The sequence below is a fragment of the Paraburkholderia sp. SEWSISQ10-3 4 genome (genome assembly GCF_030464785.1).
GTDB classification, from domain to species: domain Bacteria; phylum Pseudomonadota; class Gammaproteobacteria; order Burkholderiales; family Burkholderiaceae; genus Paraburkholderia; species Paraburkholderia aspalathi.
Map to the genome: position 1 here is coordinate 33,085 of NZ_JALPRI010000029.1, position 15,734 is coordinate 48,818.

16 protein-coding genes are annotated in these 15,734 nt (G+C 62.6%); 6 read left to right on the forward strand and 10 right to left on the reverse strand.

The window, feature by feature from the left end; genetic code table 11:
- The first annotated feature begins 93 nt into the window (after positions 1 to 93).
- Entirely contained in the window at positions 94 to 876 is a 783-nt protein-coding gene (locus M0D68_RS33150; protein WP_266226519.1) for a substrate-binding domain-containing protein, read from the forward strand.
- Between the two features lie 63 nt (positions 877 to 939).
- Here the strand turns inward: M0D68_RS33150 and M0D68_RS33155 are convergent, their stop codons facing one another.
- Together M0D68_RS33155 and M0D68_RS33160 are read right to left on the reverse strand one after the other, a co-directional pair.
- Positions 940 to 2,364: an FAD-binding oxidoreductase gene (locus tag M0D68_RS33155; protein ID WP_266226521.1), complete on the reverse strand. Its 1,425-nt coding sequence runs from the start codon at positions 2,362 to 2,364 to the stop codon at positions 940 to 942.
- Entirely contained in the window at positions 2,361 to 3,350 is a 990-nt protein-coding gene (locus tag M0D68_RS33160) for an isopenicillin N synthase family oxygenase (protein ID WP_266226523.1), read from the reverse strand. Before M0D68_RS33160 ends, M0D68_RS33155 begins: the two co-directional genes overlap by 4 nt.
- 275 nt (positions 3,351 to 3,625) lie before the next feature.
- Here M0D68_RS33160 and M0D68_RS33165 point away from each other — a divergent pair, with 275 nt between their 5' ends.
- The 5 genes from M0D68_RS33165 (at position 3,626) to hutC (M0D68_RS33185) (ending at position 7,584) form a co-directional block, all read left to right on the forward strand.
- Positions 3,626 to 4,453 carry a transporter substrate-binding domain-containing protein gene (locus M0D68_RS33165; RefSeq protein WP_093646392.1) on the forward strand — a complete coding sequence of 276 codons (828 nt, stop codon included), beginning with the start codon at positions 3,626 to 3,628 and terminating at the stop codon, positions 4,451 to 4,453.
- Between the two features lie 27 nt (positions 4,454 to 4,480).
- Positions 4,481 to 5,131 carry an amino acid ABC transporter permease gene (locus M0D68_RS33170; protein ID WP_054040252.1) on the forward strand — a complete coding sequence of 217 codons (651 nt, stop codon included), beginning with the start codon at positions 4,481 to 4,483 and terminating at the stop codon, positions 5,129 to 5,131.
- A 30-nt stretch (positions 5,132 to 5,161) separates the two neighbouring features.
- Positions 5,162 to 5,824 (forward strand): amino acid ABC transporter permease, encoded by a 663-nt coding sequence (locus M0D68_RS33175; RefSeq protein WP_054040254.1) that lies wholly within the window; start codon positions 5,162 to 5,164, stop codon positions 5,822 to 5,824.
- A gap of 19 nt (positions 5,825 to 5,843) precedes the next feature.
- Positions 5,844 to 6,713 (forward strand): amino acid ABC transporter ATP-binding protein, encoded by an 870-nt coding sequence (locus M0D68_RS33180; RefSeq protein WP_280530043.1) that lies wholly within the window; start codon positions 5,844 to 5,846, stop codon positions 6,711 to 6,713.
- A 70-nt stretch (positions 6,714 to 6,783) separates the two neighbouring features.
- Positions 6,784 to 7,584 carry a histidine utilization repressor gene (hutC, locus tag M0D68_RS33185; RefSeq protein ID WP_093646386.1) on the forward strand — a complete coding sequence of 267 codons (801 nt, stop codon included), beginning with the start codon at positions 6,784 to 6,786 and terminating at the stop codon, positions 7,582 to 7,584.
- Positions 7,585 to 7,624: 40 nt separating this feature from the next.
- Here hutC (M0D68_RS33185) and hutC (M0D68_RS33190) read toward each other — a convergent pair whose 3' ends face one another.
- From hutC (M0D68_RS33190) to M0D68_RS33225, 8 genes are all read right to left on the reverse strand, one after another.
- On the reverse strand, positions 7,625 to 8,308 hold the full coding sequence (hutC, locus tag M0D68_RS33190) for a histidine utilization repressor (RefSeq protein ID WP_266226566.1): 684 nt from the start codon (positions 8,306 to 8,308) through the stop codon (positions 7,625 to 7,627).
- A 227-nt stretch (positions 8,309 to 8,535) separates the two neighbouring features.
- Complete coding sequence (gene hutH, locus M0D68_RS33195; protein ID WP_211707563.1) at positions 8,536 to 10,179, reverse strand: histidine ammonia-lyase; 1,644 nt, start codon at positions 10,177 to 10,179, stop codon at positions 8,536 to 8,538.
- Positions 10,180 to 10,233: 54 nt separating this feature from the next.
- Positions 10,234 to 11,025 (reverse strand): ABC transporter ATP-binding protein, encoded by a 792-nt coding sequence (locus M0D68_RS33200; protein WP_028197383.1) that lies wholly within the window; start codon positions 11,023 to 11,025, stop codon positions 10,234 to 10,236.
- 34 nt (positions 11,026 to 11,059) lie between these two features.
- Positions 11,060 to 11,815 (reverse strand): ABC transporter permease, encoded by a 756-nt coding sequence (locus tag M0D68_RS33205; protein ID WP_093646381.1) that lies wholly within the window; start codon positions 11,813 to 11,815, stop codon positions 11,060 to 11,062.
- A 15-nt stretch (positions 11,816 to 11,830) separates the two neighbouring features.
- Positions 11,831 to 12,553: an ABC transporter permease gene (locus tag M0D68_RS33210; protein ID WP_054040266.1), complete on the reverse strand. Its 723-nt coding sequence runs from the start codon at positions 12,551 to 12,553 to the stop codon at positions 11,831 to 11,833.
- 92 nt (positions 12,554 to 12,645) lie between these two features.
- The gene (locus M0D68_RS33215; RefSeq protein WP_200620806.1) at positions 12,646 to 13,506 is read right to left on the reverse strand and encodes a transporter substrate-binding domain-containing protein; all 861 of its coding nucleotides are present in this window, start codon (positions 13,504 to 13,506) and stop codon (positions 12,646 to 12,648) included.
- Between the two features lie 289 nt (positions 13,507 to 13,795).
- Positions 13,796 to 14,476 (reverse strand): isoprenylcysteine carboxylmethyltransferase family protein, encoded by a 681-nt coding sequence (locus M0D68_RS33220; protein ID WP_266226526.1) that lies wholly within the window; start codon positions 14,474 to 14,476, stop codon positions 13,796 to 13,798.
- A 51-nt stretch (positions 14,477 to 14,527) separates the two neighbouring features.
- Positions 14,528 to 15,367, reverse strand: a complete 840-nt coding sequence (locus tag M0D68_RS33225; RefSeq protein WP_266226528.1) for an arylamine N-acetyltransferase — start codon at positions 15,365 to 15,367, stop codon at positions 14,528 to 14,530.
- Positions 15,368 to 15,734 lie beyond the last annotated feature (367 nt).

Below are 15,734 nucleotides of genomic sequence, written 5' to 3' on the forward strand. Positions count from 1 at the left end.
AAGGGCGGCGAGTCGCCACGTTTTGTGGTCGGCTTGCCTGGGCTCGTGAGCCGATCACGCCTTTATCCCTATCAGACTGCCACGCTTATCCGGATGAAACCCTTCTTTCAGACCTTGTTGACCGCCGGGCTGCTGGCCGGCACCGTTGCAACGGCACACGTGGAGGCCGCCGAACTCCGCGTGATGAGTTCGGGCGGATTCACCGCCGCATATAAACTGCTCGGCCCCAAGTTCACGGCGTCGACGGGCAATACGCTCGACACCATACTCGGGCCTTCGATGGGCAAATCACCCGAAGCCATTCCGAACCGGCTCGACCGCGGCGAGCACGCGGACGTGGTCATCATGGTCGGCTACGCGCTCGACGAGCTGATCAAGCAAGGCAAGGTGATTCCCGGATCGCGCGTCGAACTCGCCGATTCCCGCATCGGTATGGTCGTGCGTAGCGGTGCGCCGAAACCGGATATCGGCTCCGTCGATGCGCTGAAAGAGACCTTGCTTCACGCCAGATCGATTGCCTACTCGGACAGCGCGAGCGGTGTCTATATCGAGCGCGAGCTCTTCAGGAAGCTCGGCATCGAGGATCAGGTGAAAGCCAAGGCGAAGAGAATTCAGAAGATCCCGGTCGCCTCGGTGGTCGCCAATGGCGATTACGAAGTAGGATTCCAGCAGGTCAGCGAAGTGCTGCCGGTGCCGGGCGTCACCTTCGTCGGAAAGATTCCTGAGTCGGTGCAATCCGTGACGCGGTATGCCGCGGGCATCCCGGTGGGCGCCGAGCATCCGAAAGAGGCGAAGGCGCTGCTCGACTATCTCGCCTCGCCCGCTGCGCAACCCGCAGTCACGTCGACCGGAATGGATTCCGTCGCGGCGCATTGACGAAACTGCAAGGGCATAGCCGCGCGTTACGCGCGCGAGCTGCTGGCGCGCGGCACACCCTGTTCAGAACAACTTGCCCGGATTCAGAATGCCGTGCGGGTCCAGCGCATGTTTGATGGCGGCCATCGCAGCCAATTCAGCAGGCGAACGCGAGATCGGCAAGAACTCGCGCTTGAGCAAGCCGATCCCGTGTTCCGCCGATACCGAACCGCGCAACGGCCCCAGCATCTCATAGACGAACGCATACACCGCGTGATGCTCGACGCCGGGAATCGAATGGCCGTCGACGGTGAGATGCAGATTCGAATCGCCGATATGGCCGAAGAAATACGACACGTTGCCTGGCCAGCGCTGATCAAGCGCTGCGCGGCAACGGTCGACGAAGGCGCCGATCTCGCCGATGGGCAAGCTCACGTCGAAGTTAATCGGATCGAGCCGCACCGGAAACTCCGCAGTGCATTCGCGAATCGCCCATAGCGCCCGCGCGTCGGCCACCGATTGCGCGATCACGGCGTCGCGGATCGCTTCTGAATCGAGCGCTTCGGTCAGCACGGCGGAGAAGCGTTCGCCGCCGTCACTTGCGTCGAAACTCGCGTGTTCGATCAGTGCATAGAGCGGGTGCGAATCGGCGAATGGCGAGCGCGTGCCCGTCAGCTTCACGCCGAAATCATAGAAATCCGGCCACATGATCTCGAACGCGCCGATGTCGTTGCCAAAGCGCGTCGACAGACGGCGCAGCAGGTTCACGGCGGCGTCGTAATCGTCGAGTGCGACGAGCGCAGTGTGGCGCGCCGCGCGTGGCGGATGGAGCCGCAACACCGCGCGTGTGATCACACCGAGCGTGCCTTCCGAACCGATGAACCAGTGCTTGAGGTCATAGCCGGTGTTGTTCTTGACCATCTTGCCGAGCGAAGTCAGCACGTCGCCGTCGGCGAGCACGACTTCGAGACCGAGCACCTGATCGCGCGCGGTGCCCGACTGGATCACGCGATTGCCGCCCGCGTTAGTCGCCAGATTGCCGCCGATCTGGCACGAGCCGCGCGCGCCCAGATCGAGTGCGAGTTCGAAGCCCGCTTCGGCGGCGGCTTCCTGCGCGGTTTGCAAGGTCGTGCCGGCACGCACGGTTAGCGTGGCCGACGCGGCGTCAATTTCTTCGACGCCGGTGAGCCGTTCCAGCGACAACGCGATATCCGTCGCGCGCGCAATCGCGCCGCCCGCGAGACCGGTCATGCCGCCCTGCGGCACCACCGGTTGATGCGCTGCGTGACAAATGGCCAGCGCACGCGAGACTTCTTCCGTGCTGCGCGGCAAAAGCAGCGCGGCGGGACGCGTCGGGTCGTGGCGGGTCCAATCGGTCATCGCGTGTTCGCCGATCTGCTCGCCAATGCGCACCGCGTCGGCGCCGAGCGCGGCGCGCAGCGCGTCGAGCGTCGCGGAAAGCGGCGCTGCGCTATGGGTTGCGCCGTTTGCCAAACTGTTATCTGTCATGCAGGGGTTCCTTGCGTGCCTTCAGCTGCCGCTTTCTTGCGATAACCCATCGAATCGTTGATTCGCCCGAGGATGTAGTCACCCGCTGCGACCGGTTGGTACTTGAGTTCGGCATCGCTCGTACCGAGTTCGCGCGGATCGACCGTTGCACCGTACGTGGGATCGTAGAATGTCGCGATCGAATAGCGCTCGCGCCCCGACGCATTGATCACGCGATGCAAGGTGGAGCGGAAGCGGTCATTGGTCCAACGCGCCAGCAGATCGCCGACGTTCACCACAAAGCTGCCCTCGATCGGCGGCGCATCGACCCACGTATCGTTGGCGATCTCGCGCACCTGCAAGCCCCCCACCCGATCCTGCCACAGCAGCGTAATGCAGCCGTAGTCGGTATGTGGCGCGACGCCGAACTGATCCGCGTCCGATTGGGGCGGCTGCGGCGGGTAGTAGACCATCTGCGTGCGCTGCATCCGCTTCGTATAGCGCGGCGCGAAGAAATGTTCGTCGACGCCGAGACTCACAGCGACGGCACGCAACAGGTCGGCGCCGCATGCGGCGACCGCTTCGTAATAACCGTAGAGCGCAGGCCGCAGCTCCGGCATGAAATCCGGCCAGTTGTTCGGCCCTCGCAGCGCCTGTCCCGCCTTCACATCGGGATCATCCTCAGGCAACTCCAGGCCGATGCTGAAGAATTCCTTGTAGTCGGGGCGCTTGGCCTGATACATGGTGGCGTCGCCGAGAGCGTTGAAACCGCGATGCCGTTGATTGACCGCCGCGCGCCGCTTCGTCTCCACCGGAAACGCAAAGAACGTACGGGCCGCCTGTTCGGCCGCATCGATTGCCGCTTGCGGCACGCCGTGATTGATGATGTAGAAGAAGCCGATCGTCGTGCACGCTTCGCGGATTTCGTGCGCTACTCGCGTCAAAGCCTGCGGGTCGCCGGCACGCACGCCGGCAAGGTCGATGATCGGAATGCGGGTCACGGGCATTGCATTGCTCCCTGGTGGGCTAGTCAATTCAACTGACGAAAGAGGCTGATGAATCGTTCGCGACAGGTTCGCGCGCCTCGTGCATTCCAGTTGTATATACCGCCAAAAGCGGACCCGCAAGTTGCTTTGCACGCCTTCACGTAAGGGCTTTTCTCTACTCGCGAGTTTATTTATTTCGCGCGAAAACTGCGGTATATACTGCATCGCATGACTCGCGCCGGTCCCTACTGACAAACCGCTTTCGCGCGACACCGCTTTGCCAACCGGAGAATCCCATGAGCATCCTTGCAGGCTGGAAGTGTCGTTTGGTTATGCTGGCGTTGTGCGCGGCAAGCGTCACCGCTCACGCGGAAGACCAACTCGCCAAAGTGAAGAAAGCAGGCGAACTGGTGGTGGGCACCGAGATGCAGTTCGCGCCGTTCGACTTCCTGGAGAACGGCCAGCAAGCGGGCTTCAATAAGGACCTGTTCGCCGAGGTCGGCAAGGAGATGGGCGTGAAGGTTCGCTTCATCGACCTGCCGTGGCCGAGCGTGCTGCCGGGTCTCGAAGCCGGCAAGTTCGATATGGTGGGCGGCCCGCTGACGGTTACGAAGGCGCGTATGGAACGCTACACGTACACGCTGCCGATCGCGGACGCCACCGACGCGCTGCTCAAGCGCGCCAACGACTCCGCCGTCAAGCAATCGTCGGATATCGCCGGCAAGACGGTCGGCGCGGGCAAGGGCTCGGCCCAGCTCGACCAGTTGAAGGCTTACGTCGCCACTTTGCCGAAGCCGCCTGAAATCCGCGAATACGTCGACAACAATCAAGCCTACGCCGATCTCGCCGCCGGCCGCATCGCAGCGGTCGCGAACTCGATGACCAACATCGCGTACGTCGCCAAACAACGTCCTGAAACCTTCGCCGTAGTGCAGCCGCCGTTCGGCGCAAAGGTGTACTTTGCTTACTGCCTGCGTAAAGACGCGGACAGCAAGCCGCTCGCCGATGCCTTCAACGCCGCGCTCGTGAAAATGCACAACGACGGGCGCCTCGCGACCTTGCAGAAAAAGTGGTTCGGGGTCGCAATGGATGCGCCGACAACGATGCCGGCGCCGAACTATTAATGCACTGATCTAGCGAGTGCGGCCCTTATGTTCAGCACGACCGTCTTCCTCCAGGGCCTGCCGCTGCTGCTGCATGCGGCGCTCGCTACCATCGGCATTTCGCTGACGGGACTCCTTATCGGTTTCTTCGTCGCGATCGGCGTGTGTGCGGCACGTCTCTCCCCGAAGCGCTGGGCGCGCATGTTCGGCGGCGCCTACGTGTTCTTTTTTCGCGGGGTGCCGATGCTGGTGCAACTGCTGCTGGTGTATTACCTGCTGCCGTTTGCCGGGATCAATGTATCGCCCATCGTCGCGGCGATCAGCGCTGTGTCGCTGTGTTCCGCTTCCTATATCGCCGAGATTCTGCGCGGTGGGTTTCTCAGCATTCCGCCGGGTCATCTCGAAGCCGCACGCATGCTCGGACTGTCACCGTTCGATATGCTGCGGCGCATTCTGGTACCGCAGGCGTTTCGCTTGACGCTGCCTTCGCTCGTCAACGAAATGGTGCTGCTGATCAAGGCTTCGTCGCTGATTTCGGTGGTGGGTGTGGCCGAGTTGACCCGCACTGCGCAGAATATCGCGGCCAGCACCTATCGGCCGCTCGAAGCCTACGTCGCGGCCGGGCTGATTTATTTCGTGATCTGCGGCACGCTGGCGCTCGTCGCGCATGCCGCCGAATACCGTTTGCAGCACGCCTGACCCACCTTGAGCTCGAGACTGAAATAGGCCATGCAAAAGCTCGACCCCACCGTCATCACGCACAACCTGCAGCCGATTGCCGCCGGTCTTGCGACCACGCTCGGCACCTGGGCCGCGGGCGTCGCGATCGGCATTCTGATCGGCTTTCTCATCGCCGTGCTGCAGCTCTTTTGCGGACGCTGGGTGCGCGGCGTATTGCGCTTCTATATCGAACTGTTTCGCGGCACGCCATTTCTGGTGCAGCTGTTTTTGCTGTACTACGGCGGCCCGTCCTTCGGCCTCACGCTCGAACCGATGACAGCCGGCGTGCTCGGCTTGGGCCTATACGGCAGCGCGTATTTCGCCGAAGCCTTCCGCTCCGGTTTCCAATCGGTGCCGCCGGGTCATCTCGAAGCGGCGTCCTGTCTCGGACTCACCCGGTGGCAAGCCGTCCTGCGCATTCAGGTACCGCAAATGCTGGTGCTGATCGTGCCTGCGTTGACCAATCTGATTATCGTGCTGAGCAAGGAAACCGCGGTGCTGTCGATCGTCACCGTCCCTGAGCTCACCTTCGTGCTGACCGGCATCGGTTCGGCCACCTTCGCCTTTGTCGAAACGCTGCTGGTGCTGTGCGTGTGCTATCTCGCGCTGGTCGAACTGACCTCGCGCGCGGGCATGTGGGCCGAAACCCGCATCGCGCGCTTCATGGCATGAACGGAATCCGGACCATCTTATGAACGCTATCGCCGACATGCCGTCCTCCACTTCCACCGCTGCTTTCGATACGCCGCCCGGCGCGCCGCTGATCGAAGTGCGCGACCTGAAGAAACGCTTTGGCGAAGTCGAAGTACTGCGTGGCGTCGATCTCGAGATCGCCCGCTCCGAAGTGGTCTGCATCATCGGCCCGTCGGGCTCGGGCAAGAGCACGCTGCTGCGCTGCCTCGCCGCGCTCGAAACCTACGATCAGGGCGACGTGCGCATCGAAGGCGAACTGCTCGGCTATAGCGAGCGCAATGGGAAGCGCGTGCGAGCGTCGCAAAGCGAGATCAATCGCGTGCGGCGCAATGTCGGCATGGTGTTTCAGCAATTCAATCTGTGGCCACACATGACCGCGCTCGGCAATGTGATGGAAGCCTTGCTGCGCGTGCGCAGTCTGTCACGCGACGAAGCGCGCCGCCGTGCCAATGCGATGCTGGAAACCGTTGGCCTCGCGCATAAGGGGGACGCCTACCCGTCGAAACTCTCGGGCGGCCAGCAGCAGCGCGTTGCCATTGCCCGCGCGCTGGCAATGGAGCCGCACATCATGCTGTTCGACGAGCCGACCTCGGCGCTCGATCCGGAGCTGGTCGGCGAAGTATTGCAAGTGATGAAGCAGCTCGCGCGCGACGGCATGACGATGGCTGTCGTCACGCACGAAATGGGTTTTGCCGCGCAGGTCGCCGATAAGGTCATGTTCATCGATCAGGGGCGCATCGCCGTGCAAGGCAAACCGCGCGAAGTCTTTCACGATGCCGGGCAGCCGCGCTTGCGGCAGTTCCTGCAAAACTACTTTGACCGCAACGCCTTCTGGGCGCGCGGTCCGGATGATGCGGAGCCGGTATGAACTCGCGCCGATGCCCTCCTGATTTGGCTGACTCGTGCAGTTCACGCGGACTGTAGCGCAAGGGCCGCCGATGTCCTCCACCGTCCGCAGCAAAGCTCACGACACCCCGCCCGCCGCGGCGATGAAAACCGCGCGCGTGGCAACTGATGCACCGGCTGCCCGCTACGAACAGGTCAAGAATCACATCCGCCAGATCATCGAATCGGGCGAGCGACAAGCGGGCGACCGTCTGCCGTCAGAGCTGGACCTGGTCGCGACGTTAGGCGTGTCGCGCATGACAGTGAACCGCGCGCTGCGCGAACTCGCCGATGAAGGCCTCGTCACCCGCGTGTCCGGCGTCGGTACGTTCGTCGCGCAAACGAAGCCGCAATCGACGTTGCTGATGATCGCCCATATCGGCGATGAGATCCGCTCGCGGGGTCACGAATACAGTTACGACACCGTCCTCTCGCAACGCGAAACGGCACCGGTGACGGTGTCGAACGCTTTAGGGCTTGCGCCCGGCGCATCCGTGTTTCATGTGATTTGCGTGCATCGCGAGAACGGCCTGCCGGTGCAGCTCGAAGACCGTTACGTCAATCCGGTCACGGCGCCGGACTTCCTGAAGCAGGATTTCTCCACGGCAAGGCCGTCCGAGTATCTGTTCGAGACCGTGCCGGCGCACGACGTCGAGCATGTCGTCGACGCGGGTCTGCCGACGCGCGCCGAAGCCGAGTGGCTGGAAATTCGTGCCGATGAGCCGTGTCTGACGTTGATGCGCCGCACATGGACGAGCGGCGTTGCGGTCACGTTCGCGCGTTTCGTACATCCGGGGTCGCGGTATCGGCTGGGTTGTCGATTTACGCCGGATCTGTCGCAGCGCCAGGGCTAGCGGCGCGCACGCCGCCGTGCCCTCGCTCGCCTCCTGCCACTCACACGTTGCCCGCCAGATGGAAGCGCGATGCCGGATGCCACAGTTGCACCGACGTCGCCACATCGTCACCGACCCATGTGCGGCGCCATAGCTGCAGGCAAGGCTCGCCGATATCCATCATCAGATGCCGCCGCACATACGCGTCGGGCTTCTGCGCATAGATTCGAAACTCCGCGCGCTGGATCGGCGCGAGCCGCACCATGTAGTGATTCGGCGTCTCGACCGTGAAGTCCTGCTCCAGGTACTCGGCGAACACCTTCGGATTGACGTAGCGATCTTCGTACTGGATCGGCTCGCCCTCTTCGTTGTGCACGATGCACGAGTGAAACGCCGGGCCGCTGGCGAGGCCGAGTGCTTCGAGCGCGTGCGGATCGTCGCTGGGTTCGAGCGTCAGCACGCGCGCGGAATGGCGATGGCCACGCGCGGCGATTTCGTCGGCGATATTGCGGATTTCCAGTACCGTGGATTCGTAGCGCTGCGGCGCGACGAACGTGCCGGAACCTTGCACGCGCGTCAGCACGCGTTCGGTGGTGAGCTCACGCAGCGCGCGCGATACCGTCATGCGCGCGACCCCGAACTCTTTAACCAATTCCGTTTCTGATGGAATCAGGCCGCCTGGCTTCCAGTCGCCCTCGCTGATGCGCCTGATCACATAGCGCTTGATCTGCTCATAGGCGGGCATCGCCTTGGCCGGTGTCTCAGCGGTGCGACCCGGGCGGTCCTGCGTGTCTGCGGTTTGCGCGTTTGTAATAGTGTTCACGTCGACCTCGTGGGTGGTACGCGGGTGGTACACGTTAGGCCGGTTCACCGGCGGGTAAGCCCGCTCACCGGCTCTGTCTCCATCAATCCGAATCCATCTATCTGATTCATCCATTCGAGCCGGCCACGCCATTGCAGCAACGAGCGTCGTCAACCTGCGTGGGCAGTGGGCCGGCCGTCGTTGGCCGCCGCGTCGGCGCCGAGTTTGCCTGTAGCGCCCACCCTCGTCACGTTCGCCAATGCGGCAAGCGCTGCGCCGTTGACTGAAGCTTCCGGCCCGGGCCGAATAGTACCCGGGTTTGGCAGCGGCGGCGGCGTTTCATCGGCGATGATGCGAAACGCGATGCTCATGTCGTCCGCGAGCGGCCGATCGTCGCGATAGGTCGGCACAGCGCGGCGTATGCGTTGCCAGAGCGCATCGGTGTGCGGCGCGCGCGGTGCGTCGATGCTTTGCAGATCGTAGGCTTGCGCCGCCGCCAGCAATTCGATGGCGACGATGCGCCCGGCGTTGTCGACGATCTCCAAGGCTTTCAGCGCAGCGGGCGTGGCATGGCACAGGTGGTCCTCCTGCAGACCGGATGTGATGCCACCATCGAGACTCGCGGGCATCGCGAGGCGTCGGTTCTGCGCGACCAGCGAGGCCGCCGTGTACTGCGCGATCATGAAGCCCGAACAGGTGCCGCCCGGCTCCGCGAGAAACGCCGGCAAGCCGCTCACGAGCGGATTGACGAGACGGTCGAGGCGCCGCTCGGCCATCGCCGCGACTTGTGCGATTGCGGTGGCGAGGCTGTCCATCGCCAGTGCGATCGACGCCCCCACCGCGTGCGCCTGCGAATAGACGCGCGGGTTTTCCGGCGTGCCGGCGACGATCGGATTGTCGGTAATCGATGCGAGTTCGCGGTTGACCACGTCGGCGGTCCCCGTGAGCACGTCGCGCGCGGCGCCATGAACGTGCGGAATGGTCCGCATGCTCAGTGGATCTTGCGTGCGGTGGCCAACCACCGCAGCAAGAATGCCGCTATCGGCGAGCGCGGTACGCATGCGTTCGCCGACCAGGTTCAATCCCGGCGAAATGCGCAGCGCCAGCGAGTCTTCGTCGAAGGCCGCGAGTTGACCACGCAGATTCTCGAAGCTCATCGCGCCAACCACGTCAGTCCAGTCAAGCAGACGCGCGGCGCGCGCCAGCGCCAACGCGGCGAGCCCCGTCACACACGGCGTGCCGTTGATAAGGCTTAAACCTTCCTTCGCTTCGAGCACCAGCGGTTCGAGGCCGAGCAGTTGCAACGCGTCGCGCCCCTTGAGACGCTCACCGCGATAGCGCACATGCCCCTCGCCGATACAGACGAGGGCGATATGCGCCATATGGCTCAGATAACCCACCGAACCGAACGCCGGCACTTCCGGCAGGCAATCGGCATTGAGCAACGCGACCAGTTGATCCGCGACTTCGAGGCGAATCCCCGAATGCCCGTGTGCAAAATTATTGACGGCCGCGGCCATGATCGCGCGCGTCTCGGCAACACCGAGCGGCGCGCCAACGCCTACTGCATGACTCATCAGAATGTTGCGCGACAGCGTGCGCTGTTCGGACGGCGACACGATCACGTCGCACAACGCGCCGACGCCGGTATTCACGCCATACGCGCGAATCCCGCGCTCGACGATCTGTTCAACAAGCACGCGTGCCGCACGGATACGCGAGCGGGCATCGGCGGAAAGCTCGAGCGGTTCGCCGGCGGCGATCGCCGCCACCTGAACCCAGTCGAGAGGACGATCGGAACGGATCACGGCCATGATAGTGCTCTGTGCGGTGAAGTAACGAAGTGGTAACCAGTCAAAGCTGATCGATTAGTTCGTGGTGCGATCCTGGTGGCTCGACACGAATTGACGGAAGCGGTCCGACTTGCATTCGACGAACACTTCATCCGGCGTTCCGTCGGCTTCCACCTGACCTTGATGCAGGAACATCACGCGATTCGACACATGGCGCGCGAAACCCATCTCGTGCGTGACGACCAGCATCGTGCGGCCTTCTTCGGCGAGCGAGCGCATCACGCGCAGCACTTCGCCGACCAGTTCGGGGTCGAGCGCCGAGGTCGGTTCGTCGAACAACATCACCTTGGGATGCATCGCCAAAGCGCGCGCGATCGCTACGCGCTGCTGCTGACCGCCGGACAGATGTGCCGGATAGTGACCGCGTTTTTCCGCGAGACCGACCTTCGCCAGCAGCGCTTCCGCTTCTTCAACCGATTCGGCGCGGCTGCGCTTTTGCACGCGCATCGGACCTTCGATCAGATTTTCCAGCACGGTCATATGCGACCACAGGTTGAAGTTCTGAAACACCATGCCGAGTTGCGAGCGCACCCGGTCCACCTGGCGGCGGTCGCTCGGTTGCAGCTTGCCGTCGCCGCGGCGCTTCATTTTCAGCTCTTCGCCGCCGAGCGCCACCGAGCCGTCATCCGGCGTTTCGAGCAGATTCAGGCAGCGCAGGAACGTGCTCTTGCCGGAGCCGCTCGCGCCGAGAATCGAAATCACGTCGCCTTGATGGGCGTCGAGCGAAATGCCTTTGAGCACGTGATGGTCGCCGAACGACTTATGGATGTTCTTGACCGACAGTGCAACTGGTGCCGTAGCGTTCATGGGATTCTCCAGATTCTGCAAGATATGCGTTCGTTCAGGGCGCGGCGCGGCGTGCTTCGGTCGTGGACGAAACCGGCCGGTTCGGCGTGCTTTGCGCGGGCGCCGCACGCAGATGGCGCGACAGGCGCGTTTCGAGGAAGCCGAGCAAACGCACGATGACGAAATTCAGGAACAGATAGATCAGCGCGGCACAGATGAATACTTCCGTGGTGCGATACGTTTGCTGAATGATCTGCTGCGCGACGCCAGTCACTTCCCACACGGTGACGAGACTAGCGAGCGCGGTGGATTTGACAAGCAGCACGGCCTCGGTCGAGTACGCAGGCAAACACTGGCGCAGCGCAATCGGCCCGATCACGCGGCGCAGCAGCGCGAAACCCGACAAGCCGATCGAATAGCCCGCTTCGATCTGACCGACCGGCACGGCCATCAAACCACCACGGATAATCTCCGCGGTATATCCGGCGGTGCACAGCGCCAACGATAAAACCGCGCACATGTACGGCTCGCGCAACACCGGCCACAGGAAGCTCTCGCGAATCACGCCGAACTGGCCCATGCCGTAGTAGACGAGGAACATCTGGATCAACAGCGGCGAGCCGCGGAACACGAGGATATAAGCACGCGCGAAGCGGTTCGGCAGCCAGTGCGGCGACACGCGCATCGTGACGATTACGAGCGAGAGCAAGCCGCCGAGAATCAACGAGCAGAAGAACAGCCCGAGCGTGGTCGGCACAGCCGCGATCAGTTGCCGCAGCGTGTCGAGAAGAAAATCGAAGTCGAAATGCATGATGTCCGGTCCCCGTCAGTTGCGCGCGAAGTTGCGCTTGAAGGATCGGCCAACGCGCGCTTCGGCGTGGTTGAAGACCCGGTTCGAGATGCTGGTCATCAGCAGATACAGCGCGCCGCCCACCACGAAGAACGTGAAGTACTGATGTGTCGAACCCGCCGCCACCTGGCTGGCGCGCAGCAGTTCGGCCAGGCCCGTGACGGAAATCAGCGCCGAATCTTTCAGGCTCAATTGCCAGACGTTGCCGATGCCCGGCAAGGCGAAACGCAGCACTTGCGGAATCAGAATGCGGCGCGCCATCGTCATGGTGGGCATGCCGATCGAACGCGCGGCTTCGAGTTCGCCGCGCGATACCGCGAGCACCGCCGAGCGATAAACCTCGGCCTGATACGCGCCGGAAATCATGCCGACTGCGAGCGCGCCGATCACGAACGGCGGCACGCCGACGAAGCCGTCCGCGCCGAACCATTGACCAATCGTGGTCACGAGCGTCGAACCGCCGAAATAGAACAGATAGATAACGAGCAGCTCAGGTACGCCACGGAACACGGTGGTGTACGCATCGCCGAGCACGCGCAGCGTGCGAAACCGCGACAGCTTGGCCGCCGCAATCAGTGCGCCGAACACGGCGCCGACCGCGAGCGCCGCCAGCGTGAGCGCGACCGTCATCAATGCCGCAAGCAGCAACACGCCGCCCCAGCCTTCCGGCCCGAAGCCGAGCATCTCTATCAGAGCCATTCCCTACCCCTCATCCATTACGGCGGATCGAACCAGCCGACGGGCGCGGCTTTCACGCCGCGCCTGCCGTTACTTCTGAACGCTCAGGCGAATCAAGGCGTGACGTCGGTCTTGAACCACTTGGCGGAGAGTTTCTTGACCGTGCCATCGGCAAGCGCGGCGCTGATCGCGGTATCGAACTTCGCTTTCAGGTCGGCGTCCTGCTTGCGGAACGCGAGGCCTTCACCCGGACCCCAGATCGGGCCGCCGATCTTCGGGCCGGCCATCACGATCGACGCGGTCTCTTTCTTGTCGATGTTGGCGGCGTAGTAAGTCACGTCGTCGAACGAGGCGTCGATGCGACCGTTGGCCAGATCGAGGTCGCGCTCAGGCGAGGTCTTGTAGACGCGGATTGTGGCGACGTCCTTGAAGCCATCGTTGATGAATTTAGTGTAGACCGTGCCCGACTGAATGCCGATGGTCTTGCCCTTCAGCTGCTTGCGCAAGGCGTCGACGGTGGGTTGATCGGTTTTCGGATCGCCCGACAGCTTGACGACGGCAGCGGTCGGCGCGGCCTTGGGCAGCACCTTCGCGTCAGTCACGGCGAACGTGGCCGGCGTGGCGGCGTACGGCTTCGAGAACGCGATGATTTTTTCGCGTTCCGGCGTGATCGAGATCGCGTCCATCAGGACGTCGAACTTGCCGGCTTGCAAACCTGGGATCATGCCGTCCCAGTCTTGCGCCACGAGATTGCACTGGAGCTTGATGCGCTCGCACAGATTGGCGACCAGCTCAGGTTCGAAGCCGCCCAGCTTGCCGCCCGGCAAGGTCAGGTTCCAGGGTGCGTAGCCGCCTTCCAGCGCGATCGTCACCGTCTTCCAGTCTTTGGCCTGCACCGGGGCCGCGAAAATTGTCGCGGCGCCGAGCACGGCGCCCATCAATGCTTTTGCTAACGTCGTGCGCTTCACTTTCACGTCGAAACTCCTTTGATTGAGGAAACCGTCGAGCTGGATTTTTACTGCCGTCTAATTTGTATAGACAAGCTTGCATGAGTCAAAAAGCGATCGCAAGAGGATTTCTTCGAAATCGTCGAAATCATCGGGTAAGCCCCTATAAGAGGCCGTGCGATAAGGCTTTTAAGGGAGTTTTGAAAGGGCAAAGACGATGCGGCGACCAGCGCCGGGTGCGCCAGCGTGGTGCGCTTTGTCTAGACAGGTTGGTGTGAAAGGAGCGAACGCGCTCCGAATTGGCGCATGGCGCGCCCTACCAGATGAACGGCACGAAGCGGTAACGCACGCGCGTGGTGTAGTGGGTGTAGCCCTCGAGTTGCGCCGCCAGCACGCGCTCCTCGCGCACGGCCCGCCAGCCAATGCCGATCACCAGTAACGGCACGCAGGCAAGCCCCCACCACGAGCCGAGCAGCAAGGGCGTGCCGATGAACAACAGCAGCGCGGCCGAGTACATCGGATGACGGACAAAGGCGTAGGGGCCGGTGTCGATAACTTTATGACCGCGGCTGGCCTGAATCTTCACCACGGGCGCGGCATAGCTATTGGCCCGGAAGACGATCAGGCACATGAAGATGCAGACAAGAATGCACAGCGAGCCGAGGCTCACGAGCCAGATTGGCAGCGGCGCCGACCAGCGATAGCGCATTGCGTCGAGCGCCATCAGGACGAGCCAGGCGCTCCACATCACCGCCACAGCCACCATAAAGTAGCGGTCCCAGCGGCTTTGTTGCGCCTGAACGATCGGCGCGAGACGCTCGGCAAGCAAACCGGGATCGTGGCGCAGCAGCCAGAAACCGACCCACAAACTCAGCCCGCCGGTCTCGATCAGATACCACCAGCCGGCGGGCCACGCGAGCGTACCCGCGGCGCCGAACAGCAGCGCGCCCATGCATACCAGCCAGGCTGTGGTTTGCAGGACAAGGCGCGTGATCATGGCTGGTTCGTGCCCGCTGGTGGTTTTTGAAGTTCGTTATACGCGCCTGCCTCAGGCGGAGGCCGTCGCGGGTGAGCGCACCCGTCCGAATACATCTGCCATGTCGATGTCGCCCGTGTTCAGACCGAACTGATCACGCAGGCAGGTTGCGAGTTCGTCCGCGCTTTTAAGCTGCCGTTCGCTGATGACCTGACCGTCCGCGGCGCGTTCGTTCAGTTGGTCATCGAGCAAGGTCAGCCGCGACTCCGCCAGGACCCGGCAAACGATCAGATGATTCAGGAAGACGGAATCCGGTGCGGTCGAGGTGTACCAGTTCGAAGTTTCGTAATCGATCCACTCGACCGGGTGCAGGTCGAAACGGTAGACGCGGGCCCACGTGTCGTCGCGGGATTGGACTTCGAGGTAGAGCGCGTCGTGCGATGCATCGGCAAGGCGGAACGTGCCCAGTTGCGTCGGCTGTGCGGTGCCGGCGATCAGGCGCAGCGGCGCCGTCAACGTCACGCTGCCGAAACCGACGTCGGCGATCCATGCTTCGTCTTTGATGTCGACGCGCAACACCATGTGCGTGCGAGGCGGGATTGCACCGGATTCACGGCCCCACAGAACTCGGCCTAACAGGGGCGTGATATTGAAGCCTAACTGCGTCAGGACGTTCGCGAAGAGCGCGTTCTGCTCGAAGCAATAGCCGCCACGTTTTTGCGTGATCAGCTTTTGTTCGACTGATTCGAGATCCAGTTTCACCGCGCGGCGTGTGAGCGGATTCAGGTTCTCGAAGGGGATCGCCCTGGGGTGCAGCGTGTGGAGTTCCTGGAGCACTTCCAACGTCGCCGCGCGTGGTCCTTTGTAGCCTATGCGGGTGAAATAGTTTTCCAGATTCACTGTGTGTGACATCGGTGTCGTCCCGGTATGGTTTTGCGCGCCCGGCACTTAGGCACTCAAGGCTTTCGCGCTAAGGCGCGGCTTCGAAAGATGATCATAGCGTCTTTTGATGTCGGCCCAGGACACGGGCTCCGGCACTGGTTCCATACGACCGAAACCATACTGAATCATTACGTTTTCATTCTGTTTTATTTACACCCAAAGAACCTTTAGCAGCAGTACGTAAAGCTCAAAATTACATCCTCGTAATATTGATGCGAATCGTTCTCATTTGTGTTGACGCACCTATTCCGCATGCGTACGATCTCGCCATCTGCCGCATCAGGCGTCGCGAACCGATGCGGCACATCGCAGGCCCATGGTGACGTAGCGCCGCGAT